At 44.4% G+C, this 15,607-nt stretch carries 17 protein-coding genes and 1 pseudogene; 5 read left to right on the top strand and 13 right to left on the bottom strand.

The window, feature by feature from the left end:
- The 9 genes from C4K46_RS06490 to C4K46_RS06530 form a co-directional block, all read right to left on the bottom strand.
- On the bottom strand, positions 1 to 435 hold the full coding sequence (locus C4K46_RS06490; protein WP_209628081.1) for a PTS sugar transporter subunit IIA: 435 nt from the start codon (positions 433 to 435) through the stop codon (positions 1 to 3).
- A 254-nt stretch (positions 436 to 689) separates the two neighbouring features.
- A complete protein-coding gene (locus C4K46_RS06495) occupies positions 690 to 1,973 on the bottom strand; it encodes an ABC transporter substrate-binding protein (protein ID WP_209628082.1) in 1,284 nt (427 codons plus the stop codon).
- Positions 1,970 to 2,653: a response regulator transcription factor gene (locus C4K46_RS06500; protein WP_209628083.1), complete on the bottom strand. Its 684-nt coding sequence runs from the start codon at positions 2,651 to 2,653 to the stop codon at positions 1,970 to 1,972. Before C4K46_RS06500 ends, C4K46_RS06495 begins: the two co-directional genes overlap by 4 nt.
- Positions 2,646 to 3,959: a sensor histidine kinase gene (locus C4K46_RS06505; RefSeq protein WP_209628084.1), complete on the bottom strand. Its 1,314-nt coding sequence runs from the start codon at positions 3,957 to 3,959 to the stop codon at positions 2,646 to 2,648. Before C4K46_RS06505 ends, C4K46_RS06500 begins: the two co-directional genes overlap by 8 nt.
- A complete protein-coding gene (locus tag C4K46_RS06510) occupies positions 3,959 to 4,924 on the bottom strand; it encodes a sugar ABC transporter substrate-binding protein (RefSeq protein ID WP_338059782.1) in 966 nt (321 codons plus the stop codon). The genes C4K46_RS06505 and C4K46_RS06510 overlap by 1 nt, the downstream gene beginning before the upstream one ends.
- Before the next feature lie 378 nt (positions 4,925 to 5,302).
- The gene (locus C4K46_RS06515; RefSeq protein WP_209628085.1) at positions 5,303 to 5,698 is read right to left on the bottom strand and encodes a single-stranded DNA-binding protein; all 396 of its coding nucleotides are present in this window, start codon (positions 5,696 to 5,698) and stop codon (positions 5,303 to 5,305) included.
- An 88-nt stretch (positions 5,699 to 5,786) separates the two neighbouring features.
- Positions 5,787 to 6,413, bottom strand: coding sequence for a YtpR family tRNA-binding protein (ytpR, locus tag C4K46_RS06520; protein WP_209628086.1), 627 nt, complete (start codon positions 6,411 to 6,413; stop codon positions 5,787 to 5,789).
- An 8-nt stretch (positions 6,414 to 6,421) separates the two neighbouring features.
- Positions 6,422 to 6,739, bottom strand: a complete 318-nt coding sequence (locus C4K46_RS06525) for a thioredoxin family protein (RefSeq protein ID WP_209628087.1) — start codon at positions 6,737 to 6,739, stop codon at positions 6,422 to 6,424.
- Positions 6,736 to 7,026, bottom strand: a complete 291-nt coding sequence (locus tag C4K46_RS06530; protein ID WP_209628088.1) for a DUF4651 domain-containing protein — start codon at positions 7,024 to 7,026, stop codon at positions 6,736 to 6,738. The genes C4K46_RS06525 and C4K46_RS06530 overlap by 4 nt, the downstream gene beginning before the upstream one ends.
- Before the next feature lie 112 nt (positions 7,027 to 7,138).
- Between C4K46_RS06530 and C4K46_RS06535 the strand changes: the two genes are divergently transcribed.
- From C4K46_RS06535 to C4K46_RS06550, 4 genes are all read left to right on the top strand, one after another.
- Entirely contained in the window at positions 7,139 to 7,816 is a 678-nt protein-coding gene (locus tag C4K46_RS06535) for a response regulator transcription factor (RefSeq protein WP_209628089.1), read from the top strand.
- A gap of 143 nt (positions 7,817 to 7,959) precedes the next feature.
- Positions 7,960 to 8,877: an ABC transporter ATP-binding protein gene (locus C4K46_RS06540; RefSeq protein WP_209628090.1), complete on the top strand. Its 918-nt coding sequence runs from the start codon at positions 7,960 to 7,962 to the stop codon at positions 8,875 to 8,877.
- 1 nt (position 8,878) lies between these two features.
- A complete protein-coding gene (locus C4K46_RS06545) occupies positions 8,879 to 9,655 on the top strand; it encodes an ABC transporter permease (protein WP_209628091.1) in 777 nt (258 codons plus the stop codon).
- Positions 9,656 to 9,671: 16 nt separating this feature from the next.
- Positions 9,672 to 10,592, top strand: a complete 921-nt coding sequence (locus C4K46_RS06550) for a sensor histidine kinase (RefSeq protein ID WP_209628092.1) — start codon at positions 9,672 to 9,674, stop codon at positions 10,590 to 10,592.
- Positions 10,593 to 10,688: 96 nt separating this feature from the next.
- On the opposite strand, the pseudogene C4K46_RS06555 reads toward C4K46_RS06550, so the two are convergent.
- A pseudogene (locus C4K46_RS06555) lies at positions 10,689 to 11,282 on the bottom strand (class I SAM-dependent methyltransferase); the annotation flags it as partial.
- A gap of 502 nt (positions 11,283 to 11,784) precedes the next feature.
- On the opposite strand from C4K46_RS06555, the gene pepA reads away from it, so the two are divergent.
- Positions 11,785 to 12,852: a glutamyl aminopeptidase gene (gene pepA, locus C4K46_RS06560; protein ID WP_209628094.1), complete on the top strand. Its 1,068-nt coding sequence runs from the start codon at positions 11,785 to 11,787 to the stop codon at positions 12,850 to 12,852.
- A 28-nt stretch (positions 12,853 to 12,880) separates the two neighbouring features.
- Here pepA and folK read toward each other — a convergent pair whose 3' ends face one another.
- Genes folK through C4K46_RS06575 form a run of 3 tightly spaced genes read right to left on the bottom strand, consistent with a single transcriptional unit; the run spans position 12,881 to position 15,606 of the window.
- Entirely contained in the window at positions 12,881 to 13,705 is an 825-nt protein-coding gene (folK, locus tag C4K46_RS06565; RefSeq protein WP_209628095.1) for a 2-amino-4-hydroxy-6-hydroxymethyldihydropteridine diphosphokinase, read from the bottom strand.
- Between the two features lie 21 nt (positions 13,706 to 13,726).
- Positions 13,727 to 14,281, bottom strand: a complete 555-nt coding sequence (folE, locus tag C4K46_RS06570; protein WP_209628096.1) for a GTP cyclohydrolase I FolE — start codon at positions 14,279 to 14,281, stop codon at positions 13,727 to 13,729.
- Between the two features lie 8 nt (positions 14,282 to 14,289).
- Positions 14,290 to 15,606: a bifunctional folylpolyglutamate synthase/dihydrofolate synthase gene (locus tag C4K46_RS06575; RefSeq protein ID WP_209628097.1), complete on the bottom strand. Its 1,317-nt coding sequence runs from the start codon at positions 15,604 to 15,606 to the stop codon at positions 14,290 to 14,292.
- Position 15,607: the final 1 nt, after the last annotated feature.

The following is a 15,607-nucleotide window of genomic DNA, read 5'->3' on the forward strand; positions in this document are numbered from 1 at the left end:
TTAGATATCGTCATCATCTTGGTCATCAGACGAAGCAACTTCAAACTCCTGTAAGGCAGCAGAGGCTTCAGCTAGGATAGACTTGGCTAGCTCTGGACCTTCCAATAAATCTTTCATCACCAGACCGGTTAGGGCCATGGTCAGATTCATTCCTCCTAGGACAACCGCCCCATCTAGCTTTCCTAAGTCAGCTAGGACACTACAAGCTGTAGTTAAAGGACTACCTCCAACAATGTCGGCCAAGACCAAAACTTGATCTTCTGCTTCTAAGCCCGATAGGGCCTGACGAAAGTCAAGGGCAAAATCATCTACTGATTTTCCTTCCTTTAAACCGACAGCTATAATCTGGTCTGTCTTATCGCCAGCAAACATAGCCAAGGAACTTTGAATCCCTTGAGCTAGACCGCCATGACTGACCAATACAAGATATTTCATAGCTTTTCTACCTCTCATTTATTTGGATAAGTTTATTATAGTTTAATTGGAACCGGTTTCACATTGCCAAATGTCATCTATTCAATGTGACATTTGTTAAGTAAAAAGTGACAAATGTCATATCAAAAAATAAAAAGGCCTAAAATGTCCTCCCTCGCCTTCTGAAATGCTAAATAGATAGAAAAAAGCAGATATGTCTACCACTCCCAAAAGTTGGACCATAAAAGGTCTAACTTTTGGGGTAGAGTACACTTCTATCTGCTTTCGATTTCTTTTTGAATGCTAGGCAGGACGCTATCTATCTCCTGCTTTTTAATAGCATTATTGAGTAGGTAGTCTAGCTGTTTGAGCGAATGGCTGTTGATTTCTCGGCTAATGTCCAGAACGGCATTCTTCATCATGGCATCGAGACGTTGGGCTGTCAGCGAGTCTGCCCCGAAATCATCGGTCTGCAAGATTTGCTTACTTTGCTTACTGTCTACCACTGTTTTTAAAACGGACATGCCCTGCGATTTTTCAAATACCTCTTGCTGGCTCTTCTCCCTTTGGCAGAGTAGAGTCATCAGCTCCCAGACCAGTTGGTCCTGCTTGGTCTTAGCCGACATACCAAAAAGGGAGGTCTTGACCTGGGTTGCATTAAACTGACTGGAGTCTGCTGGCATGGGAATACAGGTCCAGGAAAAGCTAGAATACTTGGCTACATGATAGGGATAGGGCTTGTAGGTCCGATACTGGGCCAGGGTCATGGGAAAAAAGGCTACCTTGCCCTCGTCAAAGTCGTTAGAACTGACATTATAATGCTGGTTAAGGGCCTCTAACTTGCTGATGAAGGTCAGGGCCTTGTGCATTTCAGAGCTATCAATCGCTAGACTGGAATCCTTGAGCAAGTGGCCACCATAGGCTACCAAGGCCTGCTGCCAAGTATAGTCGGTACTACCGTATTGATCGATTACCCCATCCCCGTTGGTATCCTTGGTGATTTTCTGGCAAATTTCATAAAATTCAGCCAGGGTCCAGCCAGATTCTGGAATGGCAATTCCTTCTCGCTCTAGCAAGTCCTTATTGACACACATCATAGTCGGATTACTTTCAAAGGGGAGGGCATAGTTTTTCCCTTGGTATTTGCCGGCCTGATAGGCAACTGGATAGAAGGAGTCGGCTAGACCTTGACTAATATAGGGACTCAAGTCCTTCAGAGCACCCGTTTTAGCTAGGAGGGAAAAGTCATCCTCAGGGACCATAAAGAGGTCAGGCTGCTCTCCCTTTAAAATCTGATCAGCCAACCAATCTCCGTAATCTTTCTTGGTAATCCCGCTTTCGTAGACCACCTTGACATTGGGGTATTTCTTTTCAAACTCCCGAATGGTCTTATCCAGCACCCGGTTCTCCCGGCTAGTTGGAACATCCCAGCTACTACCTGCATAGATACCCAGGCGAATAATGACCTGTCGCCTGCTTAGCCAGTAGCCTAGACCAAGTCCAGCTAGCAGGACTAAGACGATAAGGGGGACTAGAAACTTCTTTGTTCTCCATTTCATTTGTCATTTTCCTTACTAAAATCTCTGGTAGTAACTCCGGTTTGGACTGCCCAAATGGCCAGCTGGGTCCGGTCTCTGAGATTTAACTTGGCCAAGATAGTAGACAAGTAGTTGCGGACAGTCCCTTCCGATAAGAAAAGTTTGGAGGCAATCTCCTTATTGGAGACCCCAAAGCCGACCTGCTGGATAATCCGCCATTCGGTCTGGCTCATCTCCGCAACATTCTCCTCCTGGACGGAAATTGCAAAGTTGGACTGGGCCATTTGCGAAAAGATTTTAAAGACCTTGCTGGCGATGTTGGGGTTAATCATGGCCCCTCCCTTATAGACGGTCTGAATGGCCTGGTAGAGCTCCTCTGTCGAAACCCCCTTGAGCATATAGCCCGAAGCCCCGTATTTCAAGGCTGAGAAGATAAAATCATCGTCATCAAAGGTGGTGAGAATGATAATTTTTATATCCGGATACTGCTCCTTGACGGCCTTGGTACAGAGAACTCCGTCCATGACCGGCATACGAATATCCATCAAAATCACATCGGGCCGAAGCTGCGGAATTTTTTCCAGCACTTCTTTTCCGTCGGCGACTGTCCCGACCACTTCTAGACTGGTGTGGGCCGATAGGATAATTTGTAGCGACTCCCGAATGAGCGCCTGATCATCAGCAATTAAGACTTTAATCATTTCCCCCTCCTAACTTAGGTATCTCAATATAAGTGTAGAATCCTTCTTTGTTTTCAAAACGAACGCTAGCGCCAATGATGGCTAGCCGCTCCTGCATCTGCTGTAGGCCAAAACCATAGTGAAGCTCCTCGAAACCGACCCCGTCATCCCGAATGGTCATGATGTATTTTTCCTGATCCAAAAGTTCAATCCAGACCTTCTGGGCATGGCCATGGCGGACCGAGTTGGTAATGGACTCCTGAATGACCCGAAAGACGATATCCTCACGCGCAATATCCAGATCAACCTCCTCCCACTCGTAGTGGAGCTGGATTTCCAGATTGGAAATAGCCTGATATTCACGAATAATCTTTAAGAGGGCATCCTTTAAGGTATGATTTTCTAGGGCACCTGGTCTCATTTTATTGAGCGAACCTCGAACATCTCTAATCCCGTCACGCACGACCAGAGAAACACTCTGTAATTGCTCCTTGGCCCTCTGGGGATCAATATCGACCAGAACCCTGACCGCATCAATTCCGGCCGAGATTCCTGTCAAGGCGTGGCCCAGGGTATCATGGATTTCTCTGGCAATTCGCTTCCGCTCCCTATCTTCAACAATTTTTTCTGATAGGGCTAGATAACTATTTAGCTCCCGATTGACCTGGGAAGCCATTCTCAACTCCTCCTCGATATGATGACGCTCGGTAATGGCATACAGGATATAGGACAAGAGAGAGATGATAAAGACGATAATATTTAGGGAAACCAGGAAATTTTTAAAGAATAAAATGATAATCTTGGTCGACTCTGGATAAAAGCGGATATAGGCATCAAGCGAGGGCAAATCCACAAAAAGCGACAAGAGATCATAATTGGACAGGAGCAGCATGGTAAAGCTGAGAACGATAAAGGCAATCCAATACTTGCGGTCCCTTGAGGTATTAAACTCCTTGGAACCATAGAAGATATCAGCAAAGACCAGGAGGATAACCCCATTATAGGAAGAATGGAGGACCGTAAAAATTCCCAGCATAAGAAAAATTTCCAGCAGGGTCAGACGGTCGTAGACTGACAACTGATTGGGGTGCTTTTCACGATAGTGGATTAAGAGTAAGAGACAGGCATAAAGGGCGAGTGAGCAAAAGAAGATATAAGTGGGCGAGTTAGGAATATGGTCTAGACTTTCCAAGAGCGAGTGGCTTAAGCCCTGGCTAACCAGGTAGTTGGTCGCAAACAGATAGAGCGAGGCATTGTAGAGTATGGCAATAAAGTTAATCACCATCAAGGCTCTTTTGGCGTAGATAATGCTCTTAACTGGCTTCATCACTGCCACCCTGATAGGTCATAGCGGCCGATATTCTTCTTATTGATTAACTCGACCGGAATAACATATTCCTTCTGGTATGTTTTTTTGGAGCTCATCTTATCAATCACCTCCACAACCTTCTCCCCCATCTTGATAGGAGACTGGGCTACCGTTGCCTGGATATCTAGCGTATTTGCCAGTAGATTTTTCATATCCGGCGAGCCGTCCACCCCATAGATATAGATTTTTTTCGCCAGGGCCTGGTTCTTGATAGCTGCCAGGGCCCCAATCGCTGCCCGGTCATTTAAGGACATGACCACATTAAAGGAAGTCCCCGTTTCAATAGCCTTTTTAACCTGGGGCATAGAGACCTCGGTCTGCCCCAGAGTTTCCCGCTGGGAGACAATCCGGTAGGCTGGCTTATTCTTAATGGTATCCAAAAAGCCTTGCACACGATCGACAGCCGAAACCGTATTACTATGTTCCAGTAGCAGGATATCTGCAGAGTCAAGCTGTTTCATCATGTCTTGGGCACAGAGGACCCCAGCCTGATAATTATCAGAGATAATGGTCGTATCTACGGCCAGGTCTTTACTAATCTGGGTATCTACCACAATAATTTTAATACCAGCCTTTTTGGCTGCTCGCAGCGATTTAAGAATGACAGGACTATCACTCTTGACAGGATTGATGACAATGACCTGAACCTTTTGGCGGATAAAGTAGTCAATCTGCTGACTTTGCTTACTCTCATCCAGCTCGGGATCCCGGACATAGAGCCGGCCCCCTTTTTGGTTGGTTGACTTTTCAATCTCCGCATTCAGGGTCTTATAAAAGTCATTGTTCATGGTCATGTAGGTAGCTCCAACCCTTAATTGCTGGGGATTTCCCGCTAGTAAACTAGCCCTACTATAGATGAGCAAAATCCCGATAAGAACTAGGATAAGGACCGACCAATAAAAACTTCTGCGATAAAATGCCACGAATCTTTCTCCTTTACTTCGACTAAAGCTAATCTGTGGAAGCTGAAAAATTGACAATTTCTTATATTATACCATTTTTCAGAAAATATAGAAGAATCTAAAAAATAAAAGCATCTTTTTAGAGGCTGTCTTTCTAGCGCGCCCCAGTAAGGACGGGCTGGAATTTGAGTAAATTTTTAAAGCATTTTTCTGAAAATGAAATGAAATTTGCATAAAAGTAACAAGACAAGCCCCAGCACTAGCCTCAACCACTTAAGCCAGCAACTGACAAAAGCAGAAAAGGACCTAGTCTAGTAGCAACCAGAACTAAATCCTTCACTTAAAATAACTTAGCCGACCTTTGAAGAAGCAAATCTTAAAACTCGCCACCTTATCTAGCTAAAAGGGCAAATCCTCTGCTTCCAAGACCAAATCGGCCAAATCAGCACCGCTATTATTTTCTCGTACCGCTCGCTGGGCCCGACTTTCCAACAGCTGGAAACCATGACCCAGAATTTCGGTCACATAGTGCTTTTGCCCTTCTCGCTCATAGTGGCGGGTCCGCAATTCCCCGTCCAAAGAAATCAAACTTCCCTTGCTGGCATAGCTAGCCAAACTTTCAGCCAACCGTCCCCAGAGGACTAGATTTAAAAAATCAGCCTCCCGCTCACCATTTGCTGCCTTATAACGCCGATTAACAGCCAAAGTAGCCCGAACCAGACTCTTATCACTGGCCGTTTTTTGCAGCTCTGGCGTCGCCGTCAAACGACCAATCGCAATCACTTTATTGTACATTTGATTTTCCTCCTACCTCATTATTCGTAGAAAGGAGGGGAAAGCAGATTTAAAAAAGAATAATTTTTAGTTTTTTGAGAATTAGTGTCTACCCTCTCCAATGCTTAGCTGCGTCAAAGGGGGTGCCGACAGTTTCTGCGGCTGAGAGTTCGATAATACCTCGTTTTTGTGGCGCATTAGGCAGCTGCAATTCGCGCGGGCTACACATCATGCCAAAGCTCTTTTCACCGCGTAACTCTCCTGGGAAAATCAGATTGCCCTTGGGCATCATGGCACCCGGCAAAGCCACAATGGTTTTGAGTCCCAGACGCGCATTGGGTGCGCCAGCTACGATTTGCAGCACTTTGTCTACTCCCACTTTTACTTGACAAATGTTGAGGTGGTCGCTATCTGGATGAGCTTTCATCTCGACAATCTCACCCACGACAAATTTTGGCTCGGTGTCATTGACTAGCTCGTCTGAAAAGCCCGCTTGAGCCAAGGCTTGGTTGAGGCTAGCCACTTGCTCGTCGGTCAGCCATACTTGACCACGCCCTTCGATTTCTAGCAGGCTCGACACTGCAAAAATATTCCAAGCTACCGTCTCTTCATTATCCAGACGGTAAATGCGAGCCACATTTCCTTTACGCTCCACAGCCAACTTAGCCGCTCCGCTGTCTGCTACGATAAGCATGAGCACATCGCCCACAAACTCTTTATTATATGTAAAAATCATCTTTTTCCTCATTTCATTTTTTCTAAAAAGACTTGAATCTCAGTCTTGGTCTTGCGATTTTTGCTGACAAAGCGTCCGATTTCCTGCCCGTTTTCCAGCAGGATAAGACTAGGAATGCCGAAAATATCCCATTTCTTTGCCAAGTCGATAAAGGCATCTCTATCCACTAAAATAAAGGTGAATTCTGGATTTTCTGTCTCAATCTCTGGCAAAAAGGGCTTGATATAGCGACAATCGCCACACCATTCCGCAGAAAAAAAGAGCACTTGCCTACCAGATTTCTCCAGCAAAGAAGCAAGTTCCTCAAAATTATTAGGAGCAATCATCCTTGCGCCTTCTCGTAAGACAGCTCGCCATTTTCATAGAGGAAGGTGAAATGCCGCTGGTCCTCAAAGATAACGCCCCCGACCAGGCGATCTGCACTGGACTCATAGAGCTGGACATAGACCGTGGCAATCTCTCCCATTTCCTGGAAAAAATCCCGGACTAGCTGGACAAGCTCCTGCTGGCTAGCCAAGCGTTTTTGTTCTTCTATCAACTTGCTGGCGCCATAGGCCAGAGCCCCCGCCCCTAGCAAGGCCGTCGTCGTTAAAATAAATTTTTTAGCTTTCATAAGAATATTATACCATAAAGAGCCCCCATTCACCCAGCTGAAAGAAAATTCCTATTTGTATTTTGAGCCAAAGCGCTATATAATGGATATAGTCTGAGAAAGGAAAAAAAGTATGGCTCACACTATTTTAATCGTCGAAGACGACCCTGATATTAACAATCTTCTGGCAAAAATCTTAGAAGAGGCCGGTTATCAATATAAGCAAGCCTTTTCGGGTACTGAAGCGCTCATGCTCTTAGAAAAAGAAAAGTTTGATTTATTATTGCTAGATTTGATGCTGCCAGGTCTGACTGGTCAAGAATTGTTAGCCAAAATTCGTCAGAAAGAAGGTTTTGAACTGCCGATTATGATTATCTCTGCCAAGACCTTGCTAGAAAGTAAAATTACTGCCCTCAAGGCGGGAGCTGATGACTATCTTGTTAAACCATTTGAACCCATGGAGGTTTTGGCTCGTGTGGAGGCCCTTTTAAGGCGGACCAAGCAAAACCAAAAGCAAAAACTTGTTTACCGGGAATTGACCCTTTTTCCTTCTTCTCGTAAGGTTCTCATGGCTGATCAAGAACTGTCTCTGACTGCCCATGAATACGACATTCTCTATCTTTTGATGAAAGAGCCAGAAAAAGTTTATTCGCGAGAAAGACTCTATCAAACCGTCTGGCAGGATAGCTACTATGGTGGGGACAACACTGTCAATGTTCACATTAGCAATCTTCGTAAAAAATTAAAGGAAGTTTTGCCGCAAGCTGATTATATTCAAACCGTTTATGGGATTGGTTTTAAACTTTTGTAAAACTTTATAACTTCTTTATAAGTTATTTATGACTTCTTAAGAGAGAAAAGGCTAGAATAATGCTAACAGATGATTCAAACGGGTATCATCTGACTCATCAAACCTGATGAAACATTATTTTATGAGAGAGGTAGAATTTCAAAATGCAAGAACTGGTTATCGAAACCAAGCAAGTTAGTAAAAACTACGGCTCCTTTCAGGCTTTACAAGAAGTGACTATCCATGTCAAACGAGGAAGTATTTACGGTTTAATCGGCGACAACGGCGCCGGAAAAACAAGTCTTTTGAAGCTACTTGCTGGGCATACTTTTCCCAGCCAAGGAAGTCTTCAAATCCTCGGTCAATGCAGGGAAAAATCTTTGAACCAGGTCCGAAAAAAGATTGGCTGCTTGGTTGAAGAAGCTGCTTTTTTCCCCAATATGACTGTCGAGCAAAATCTTCACTACTACTGCCTACAAAAAGGCATTCCTGATCGGAAAAAAGTAGACGAGATGCTGGAGCTGACTAAAATTGCTGCTAAAAGAAAGAGCAAGGGAAAGGATTTATCGCTAGGACAAAAGCAACGCCTGGGCCTAGCCATCGCTTTAATGGGTGAGCCGCAAATCTTAATTTTAGACGAACCCATTAACGGTTTGGACCCCAGCGGGATTGTCGAATTTCGCGGACTCCTTCAGCGCCTCAATCGAGAGAAAAATATCACGATTCTTATTTCCAGCCATATTCTATCGGAATTGCAGCAAATCGCTACCGATTACGGTTTTTTAAGCCAAGGAAAACTTCTGGAAGAAATCAGCTCGCAAGACTTGCATGAAAAATGCTCCAATCATCTTGAATTTACTTTTTCTGACTTGGAAGGCTTTCTTGTCTTATTGGAGAAATATTTTCCTCAGGAAAATTATCATGTCCTTGCCGACCAGCGTCTCCTTATCTATGAGCCCAAGGAAGAGATTGAAACTTACAGCAAGCTAGCCGCCCAGCACGATATTTATGTGACGAGTATGAAAACTGTTCAATCCTCCTTGGAAGACTACTATCTAAAACTCAAGGAAGGAGACCAATAAGATGAGCAATTACCTAAAAAGTGAATGGTATCGTATTTTTCACACCAAAACGATTTATATCTTAGGCACGAGCCTCGCTAGTCTGGCTTTTCTGACTAATCTCTTGCTAAGTCTAGCAGCCAAACCCGGTTTTCCCTATGCGACCCTTTCCTACTCCCTGTCCAATCTGGTCGCTAGTCCCATGCTCTTTGTCCTTGCGGGTGCGCTGATTAGCTTGCTATTTTACGAAAATGCTAAAAAGAGCAAAAGTATCAAGAACTCAATCGCCTTTGGAATCAGACGAGAAGATATTTTCTTGGGTCAGTGCTTGATTACTACGCTAGTTTCTAGTCTGGTGATGCTAATAACGCTTGCTGTTTATCTTACTAGCGCTTATTTCTTGCTAGCACATACCGGACCAGTGACAGTCCAGCACCTAGTCACAGAAGTTCCAGCTACTTTTTTCATTGCAGTCGCTTCTGTCATCTCTATGACCTATTGTCTCTACATTTTTGATAGAATGATTATGGCTTTGGGGGCCTGGTTCCTCTTTTGGAACATCATTCCTCAAGCTATCTATTCTATCTCTCTGGGCTTTAAACTGCCTTGGCTCCATCGATTGGCTATGTATCTACCGGCCAATTTCTTTAGCTCAGGAAATATGCCTGTCAATATGAGCCAAAGTAGTCCGATTTGGGCAACTTGGCCGGGCATGCTCAAATGCTTGGTAGTAGGAATTATTGCCACTATCCTTTTCTCTCTTGTCGGAATTTCAACTGTCAGAAAAAAAGATATTTAACTTAGAAAGGCTTGTCATGCACTTGATTTTACTGATTCTTTTTGCCAGCCTAGGACTTTACTGGGCATGGCGATACTATTCCTTGCTATTTGCTCTGAAGCAAGTTGAAAATCAAATCAGAGGGATTGGTAAGACTATCCAGCAAAACAATGCTTTACATCTGCCGACACCCAATCGCCACCTTGCCTCCCTCTTGGTGGCTTTTAATCATCTCCTCAGCGATATGCAAAAAGAAAGAGTGGCCTTTTACAAGCAAGAAAGAGATTTTAAAAAGCAAATCGAGAGCATCAGCCATGACTTGCGGACTCCTCTAACAGTTATTTTAGGCTATTTGAAGTTTATCAAGAAAAAAGACTTGTCCAAGAATGAATTATCAGAAACGCTTATAACCCTAGAAAAGAAGGCGGAAAGCATGAGAACCTTAGTTGAACAATTCTATGATTTTTCACGCTTGACTGCCCAGGATTACCAACTTCAGCTAGATAGCCTTGATATTAGTCGACTTCTCAAGGAAAACCTGCTCAGCCATTACCAAATTTTGGAACAGGCCCAACTAAAGATTGATACCCATATTCCTGCTAAATCGCTCTTAGTTCTGGGAGACGCCCTTGCTTTGGAACGGATTTTTGCCAACCTTTTACAAAATGCTGCTCGTTATGCCAAAAGCTTTCTAAATATCGAAGTAGAAAAAAGAGGGGAAGAAATCCTTATGCATTTCACTAATGATAGTGATTCCCTAAGTCCGGAGGATATCCCTCATTTATTCGACCGCTTTTATCGTCAAGACCAGGCTCGGCAAGTAGGCAGCACCGGGCTGGGATTGACTGTTGCGCAGACTTTAGCTAGAGAAATGGGTGGAGAACTTCAAGCTAGCATTCAAGAGCCAGAAAAAGACCGGCTTGTGCTCCAACTCAGCTTATCCCTTAAGGCCTTGTAAAATCGACTCTTTGTCCACTGTAGTGGCTAGACTTTTTATGACGAAGGCTAGTTTTTTAACTTCCATTTTCCACTCAAAGAGCGGGGATGTTATAGTTCAACTCAGTTCATACAAGCGATAAATTTTTGAATACAGTTTTCCCGTAAACATCCATTTGAATAAAATTTGTTCCAAACCGCTCAATTCATTTACTAAATAATCAGGTGTCAATGAATGTTCTTTGATAAATTTTAGTCCAGTGCTTGTTGCTAGCTCATCAATCTGGTCGAGACCATGCAATGTCCGCACTCCAACATCATTGACAGGGTTTTTATACCTTGATGCCCTAGCTCCAAATTCGGTATATACATCCATCAAAATATGCAAGCGGTTATACTTCTCTTTTAAGGTTTGTAGTAAAGCAATCAGTTGTTCTCTTTTCAAATACATACTTAATCCTTCCAAGATAATAATAGCACTATTTGCAGCCGGAAGTGATTGAAGGTTTTCATGATTGGTGGCGTCTAGGGGCAACATAGTGTATTCTTTTGTTTCCTCATAGTACTTTCTTCTCGTTTCTATTACATCTAAAAAGTCACAATCAAACCAATGTTTATAACTTTGTTCAACCCTTAGGCATCTATTATCTAAACCACAACCTATATGAATGACTATAGAAGCCTTGTCTTTTTGTAACATCAAATTCGTCCAATCGTCAAATACCTTTTATAGGCTAACCATTTTGATTTCGATTTCCTCTTTACTTCAAAAGATTCTTTAGCTCATATTTCTTCAGCTTTTGCATCATGAAGAATAATGCCTCGTTTACTCCAAAAAGATTTTCCATACAAGGGTATAAAAAGTGTTTTATTTACTTTATCCATATTTTCTTTCACTTATTCAAATTTATTCGTTCCATTATATCACATATTGCTATCCTTTATAAAGCAACAACAGGAGAACTCAGAAAATGCGAATAAAAGCTGTTCTCTCTACTTATCCTACTGTTCTCATACAGGATTGACCACCTTATTTCAGATAAACAGAAGAGTTGCTCTCCTCCAAATCGTAGTGGGTATTGATTTCTCTATTCTATTTTCCTGCAAAAAATGGTAAAATAGGGGCAAATAAACTTGTACAAGGGCTTGGTGCGACAAGGATTTCCCTCTATTTGTTTCTACTAGGGCCCTGTATCTGATAAAGAGGTGTTTTTATGACAGAATTATTTTCAAAAATCAAGGAAGTAACAGAACTTGCTGCTATTTCTGGTCACGAGGGTCCTGTCAGAGATTATCTGAAACGGCAACTGGAACCGCATGTTGACGAATTAGTCACAGATGGGCTTGGTGGTATCTTTGGAATCAAGCATTCTCAAGTAGCCAAGGCTCCCCGTATCATGGTTGCCGCCCACATGGACGAGGTGGGCTTTATGGTCAGCGAGATTAAGGCTGATGGGACTCTAAGAGTGGTAGAAATTGGGGGCTGGAATCCTCTCAGTGTCAGCAGTCAACGCTTTACTCTCTTGACTCGTGAAGGACAGGCCCTGCCCCTTATTTCCGGCTCTGTTCCAACCCATCTAACTAGAGGAAGCGGAGGCAATCCTAGCCTACCAGCCATTTCTGATATTATTTTTGATGGAGGCTTTAGCGATAAGGTAGAGGCAGAGAGCTTTGGGATTCGTCCGGGAGATACCATTATCCCTGAAAGTTCTGCTATCCTAACAGCCAATGGAAAAAATGTCATTTCCAAGGCCTGGGACAACCGTTATGGGGTCTTAATGGTCAGTGAATTGGCCCAAGCCCTATCTAAGGAAACGCTGGCCAACCAGCTTTATCTAGGAGCCAATGTTCAAGAGGAGGTGGGCCTAAGGGGAGCTCATGCAGCCACTAGCAAGTTTGAACCTGAAATTTTCTTAGCCGTTGACTGCTCTCCAGCTGGTGATGTCTTTGGTGGTCAAGGGGCAATTGGTCAAGGAACCTTACTTCGCTTCTTTGACCCCGGTCACCTCCTCCTGCCTCAGATGAAGGACTTCCTTTTGACTACAGCCGAGGAAGCTGGTATCAAGTATCAATACTACTGCGGTAAGGGCGGGACCGATGCTGGGGCAGCCCACCTGATGAGCGGAGGAGTGCCTTCTACTACAATCGGGGTCTGCGCCCGCTACATCCATTCCCACCAAACCCTTTATGCCCTAGATGATTTCTTAGAGGCTCAAGCCTTTCTCCAAGCCTTGGTCAAAAAATTAGATCGCTCAACAGTCGATTTAATCAAAAATTACTAGCATAGAAAAAATCATCTTTAGCCCTAAGCTAAGGATGATTTTTTTCTAGTTCTGCCAAGAGCTGTCTCATGCTCTTTCTTTTTACGGGATCGATGAAATGGGGAGCAAGCTCGACTAGGCTTTTAAGCACAAAATCTCGTTCTGCTACATAAGGGTGGGGCAGGATTAAATCTGGACTATCAATCAACTCCTGCCCTATATAGAGGATATCCAGGTCAATCAGGCGCGGTCCCCATTTTATTTCCCGCACTCGACCCAAATCCAGCTCAATAGTTAATAGGGTTTCTAGCAATTCCTCTGGAGTCATCCAAGTTTCAAGCTGGATGACTTGGTTGAGAAAGTCCTCCTGCTCCACCCCTCCCCAAGGCTCGGTCTTAAGCCGACTGGAAGTTTTTAAGATTTGAATTTTTTGATTGTCAGCTATTTTTTTCAAGGCCGCATCCAGATTGGCTGCCTTGTCCCCTTGATTGGTCCCCAGGCCGATAAAGGCCTTCCTTTTACTGCGCTCTAATTTCACCGAACAAGTATCCAAGGGCAAAGGAATAGGAGCCCAGGGCTTCTTGACTTCTAGACTGACCTTTTCAACTAGGGGATAGTGGAAAAAAATTTGATTGATTAAATGATAGGCCAAGGTTTCAATCAAGTCTTCCTTTTCAGCCTGGCACCATCGTGTCAGCTGCTCGGCCAACTCACCATAGTGGATAGAGGCTGATAAGTCCTTGGTCTGTGCAGCCCGAGTCATATCATAGTCCAAGATAAGGTCCAGAACAAAACGCTGGCCCAATTCTTTTTCAGCTCCAAACAAGCCATGATAGGCATATACTTCTAAATCTTTAATCCTTAATTGGTCCATTTTTTATCCTTATCAGTATTCCTACTTATCCATCATCTTATAAGCTTCAGCCTTAAGCTCCTTGTCGCTAGCCAAAAGTCCTCGGGCTGCAGTTGTAACGGTTGCGGTTCCTGGCTTTCTCACCCCCCGCATGTTCATACACATGTGCTCGGCCTCGACCCAGACCAGGGCCCCTTGGGCCCCTAAATATTCCATCAGGGCATCGGCAATTTCGACCGTTAGGCGTTCTTGAATTTGTGGTTTCTTAGCGTAGACTTCAACTGTGCGCGCTAGCTTGGACAGGCCTGCTACCCGACCGTTGGGAACATAGGCGATATGTACCTTACCATAGAAGGGCAGAAAATGATGCTCACACATGGAATGAAAGAAAATATCCTTTTCAACGACCAGATTGTTGTCAATAATTTCAAAGGACTTGGACAGATGCTCCTCAGCCGTTTGATTCAGGCCAGCAAAAATCTCCTGATACATCTTAGCAATCCGAGCCGGGGTCTCTTGGAGACCTTCACGATCAGCATCCTCACCGACAGCTTCAATAATCATTTCAACTGCTGTTTCAATTTTTTTTGTGTCCATACTTACTCCTATTTTTGTTTTAATTGTTTTAGTAGATGGGGCCTAACCTGGGCTAAAAAGTAGAGCGACCCTGTAATCACTAGTAAATCCTTTTTAGCAGGCTCCCGTCCGAAATAGTCGGCCAAAAATTCTGGCCAGGCTTGATAAGAGTGTCCCTCCTCCTGGGCCAGGGCCTGCATATCCCTAGCTGAAATCGCCCTCGGGTCCTCAAAGCTAGTCAGGATTAGCTGACTCTTAGTCACCTGTTTTAACTGGGCCAGCATTGCCCTTAAATCCTTGGTCTGAATACAGGTAAATAAAATCTGCTTGTCAAGCTTTGGATAGGTCTCCTCTAGACTGGTAATCAGCGAATCCAGGGCAGGGGGATTGTGGGCCCCGTCAAGAATAATCAAGGGCTCTTCTGAAATTTTCTCCATACGAGCCGGCCAAACGGTTGCCTCTAGGGCTTGATTGATTTCTTGAGGGCTGAGCGGGGTCAACTGCTTGATTTGACAGTAGGCTTGGGCCAGGGCCAGGGCTAGACCTGCATTATCAGCCTGGTGGCGGCCCGCCAGGGGAGTCTGGTAGATTTGCCCATGCTCTTCTCCTAGTTGAAAAAGAAACTGCTCTCCCTTGGCCAGACTGGCCTGCCATTCAACTTTATAATCTTTTTGATAGCTAAAGTGGGGGGCTTTTTTCTCCCTAGCCTCTTGCTTGATAGAAGCAAGGGCGGGCTCAGAAATTTTGCCTGTAAATACAGGAACACCGGGCTTGATAATTCCTGCTTTCTGCTTAGCAATAGCCTCTAGACTAGAACCCAGTAAGGCCGTATGGTCCAAACCGATAGTTGTAATGGCTGTTAGGTCTGGTTGGCAGACATTGGTACTGTCTAAAAGCCCCCCCATGCCCACCTCAATCAGGGCTACATCAACCCCTTTTTGGGCCAAGTAGTCATAGGCCAGGGCGGTAATAATTTCAAATTCGCTAGTGCCTGCCAACTCCTTAGCCAAGGTCTCATCCGTAAAGAGGTCCCGATAAGTGGCTAATAGCTGCTCCAGCTCCTGCTGGCCAATAGCCTGGCCATTGATGGCAATCTGCTCATTGTAGCTCGTCAGATAGGGAGAAGTAAAGGTCCCGACTGTCAAGCCCCGCAACTGCAAAAGTTGGCGCAGATAAGCCAGGGTTGAGCCCTTGCCATTGGTCCCTGCCAGATGGATGACCGACAAGGCTAGATGAGGGTTGCCCCGTAAGGCTAGCAACCTTTCCATGCGCTCCAAGCCAAAATGAGGCTCCTTGGTCCGATAGGCCAAAAGCCAGTCCAAGTTTGGTTTTTCTTCTTGTTTCATA

This window comes from Streptococcus oricebi, from assembly GCF_017883985.1.
Classification (GTDB): Bacteria; Bacillota; Bacilli; order Lactobacillales; family Streptococcaceae; genus Streptococcus; species Streptococcus oricebi.

Bases quoted from the DNA above. Each gene is read 5' to 3' on its own strand.
- C4K46_RS06540 (WP_209628090.1), top strand. From the start codon at position 7,960: ATGCAAGAACTGGTTATCGAAACCAAGCAAGTTAGTAAAAACTACGGC.
- C4K46_RS06525 (WP_209628087.1), bottom strand. From the start codon at position 6,739: ATGATTGCTCCTAATAATTTTGAGGAACTTGCTTCTTTGCTGGAGAAA.
- folE (WP_209628096.1), bottom strand. From the start codon at position 14,281: ATGGACACAAAAAAAATTGAAACAGCAGTTGAAATGATTATTGAAGCT.
- C4K46_RS06530 (WP_209628088.1), bottom strand. From the start codon at position 7,026: ATGAAAGCTAAAAAATTTATTTTAACGACGACGGCCTTGCTAGGGGCG.
- C4K46_RS06515 (WP_209628085.1), bottom strand. From the start codon at position 5,698: ATGTACAATAAAGTGATTGCGATTGGTCGTTTGACGGCGACGCCAGAG.
- C4K46_RS06575 (WP_209628097.1), bottom strand. From the start codon at position 15,606: ATGAAACAAGAAGAAAAACCAAACTTGGACTGGCTTTTGGCCTATCGG.
- C4K46_RS06505 (WP_209628084.1), bottom strand. From the start codon at position 3,959: ATGAAGCCAGTTAAGAGCATTATCTACGCCAAAAGAGCCTTGATGGTG.
- C4K46_RS06490 (WP_209628081.1), bottom strand. From the start codon at position 435: ATGAAATATCTTGTATTGGTCAGTCATGGCGGTCTAGCTCAAGGGATT.
- C4K46_RS06495 (WP_209628082.1), bottom strand. From the start codon at position 1,973: ATGAAATGGAGAACAAAGAAGTTTCTAGTCCCCCTTATCGTCTTAGTC.
- C4K46_RS06545 (WP_209628091.1), top strand. From the start codon at position 8,879: ATGAGCAATTACCTAAAAAGTGAATGGTATCGTATTTTTCACACCAAA.
- C4K46_RS06535 (WP_209628089.1), top strand. From the start codon at position 7,139: ATGGCTCACACTATTTTAATCGTCGAAGACGACCCTGATATTAACAAT.
- folK (WP_209628095.1), bottom strand. From the start codon at position 13,705: ATGGACCAATTAAGGATTAAAGATTTAGAAGTATATGCCTATCATGGC.
- C4K46_RS06550 (WP_209628092.1), top strand. From the start codon at position 9,672: ATGCACTTGATTTTACTGATTCTTTTTGCCAGCCTAGGACTTTACTGG.
- pepA (WP_209628094.1), top strand. From the start codon at position 11,785: ATGACAGAATTATTTTCAAAAATCAAGGAAGTAACAGAACTTGCTGCT.
- C4K46_RS06500 (WP_209628083.1), bottom strand. From the start codon at position 2,653: ATGATTAAAGTCTTAATTGCTGATGATCAGGCGCTCATTCGGGAGTCG.
- ytpR (WP_209628086.1), bottom strand. From the start codon at position 6,413: ATGATTTTTACATATAATAAAGAGTTTGTGGGCGATGTGCTCATGCTT.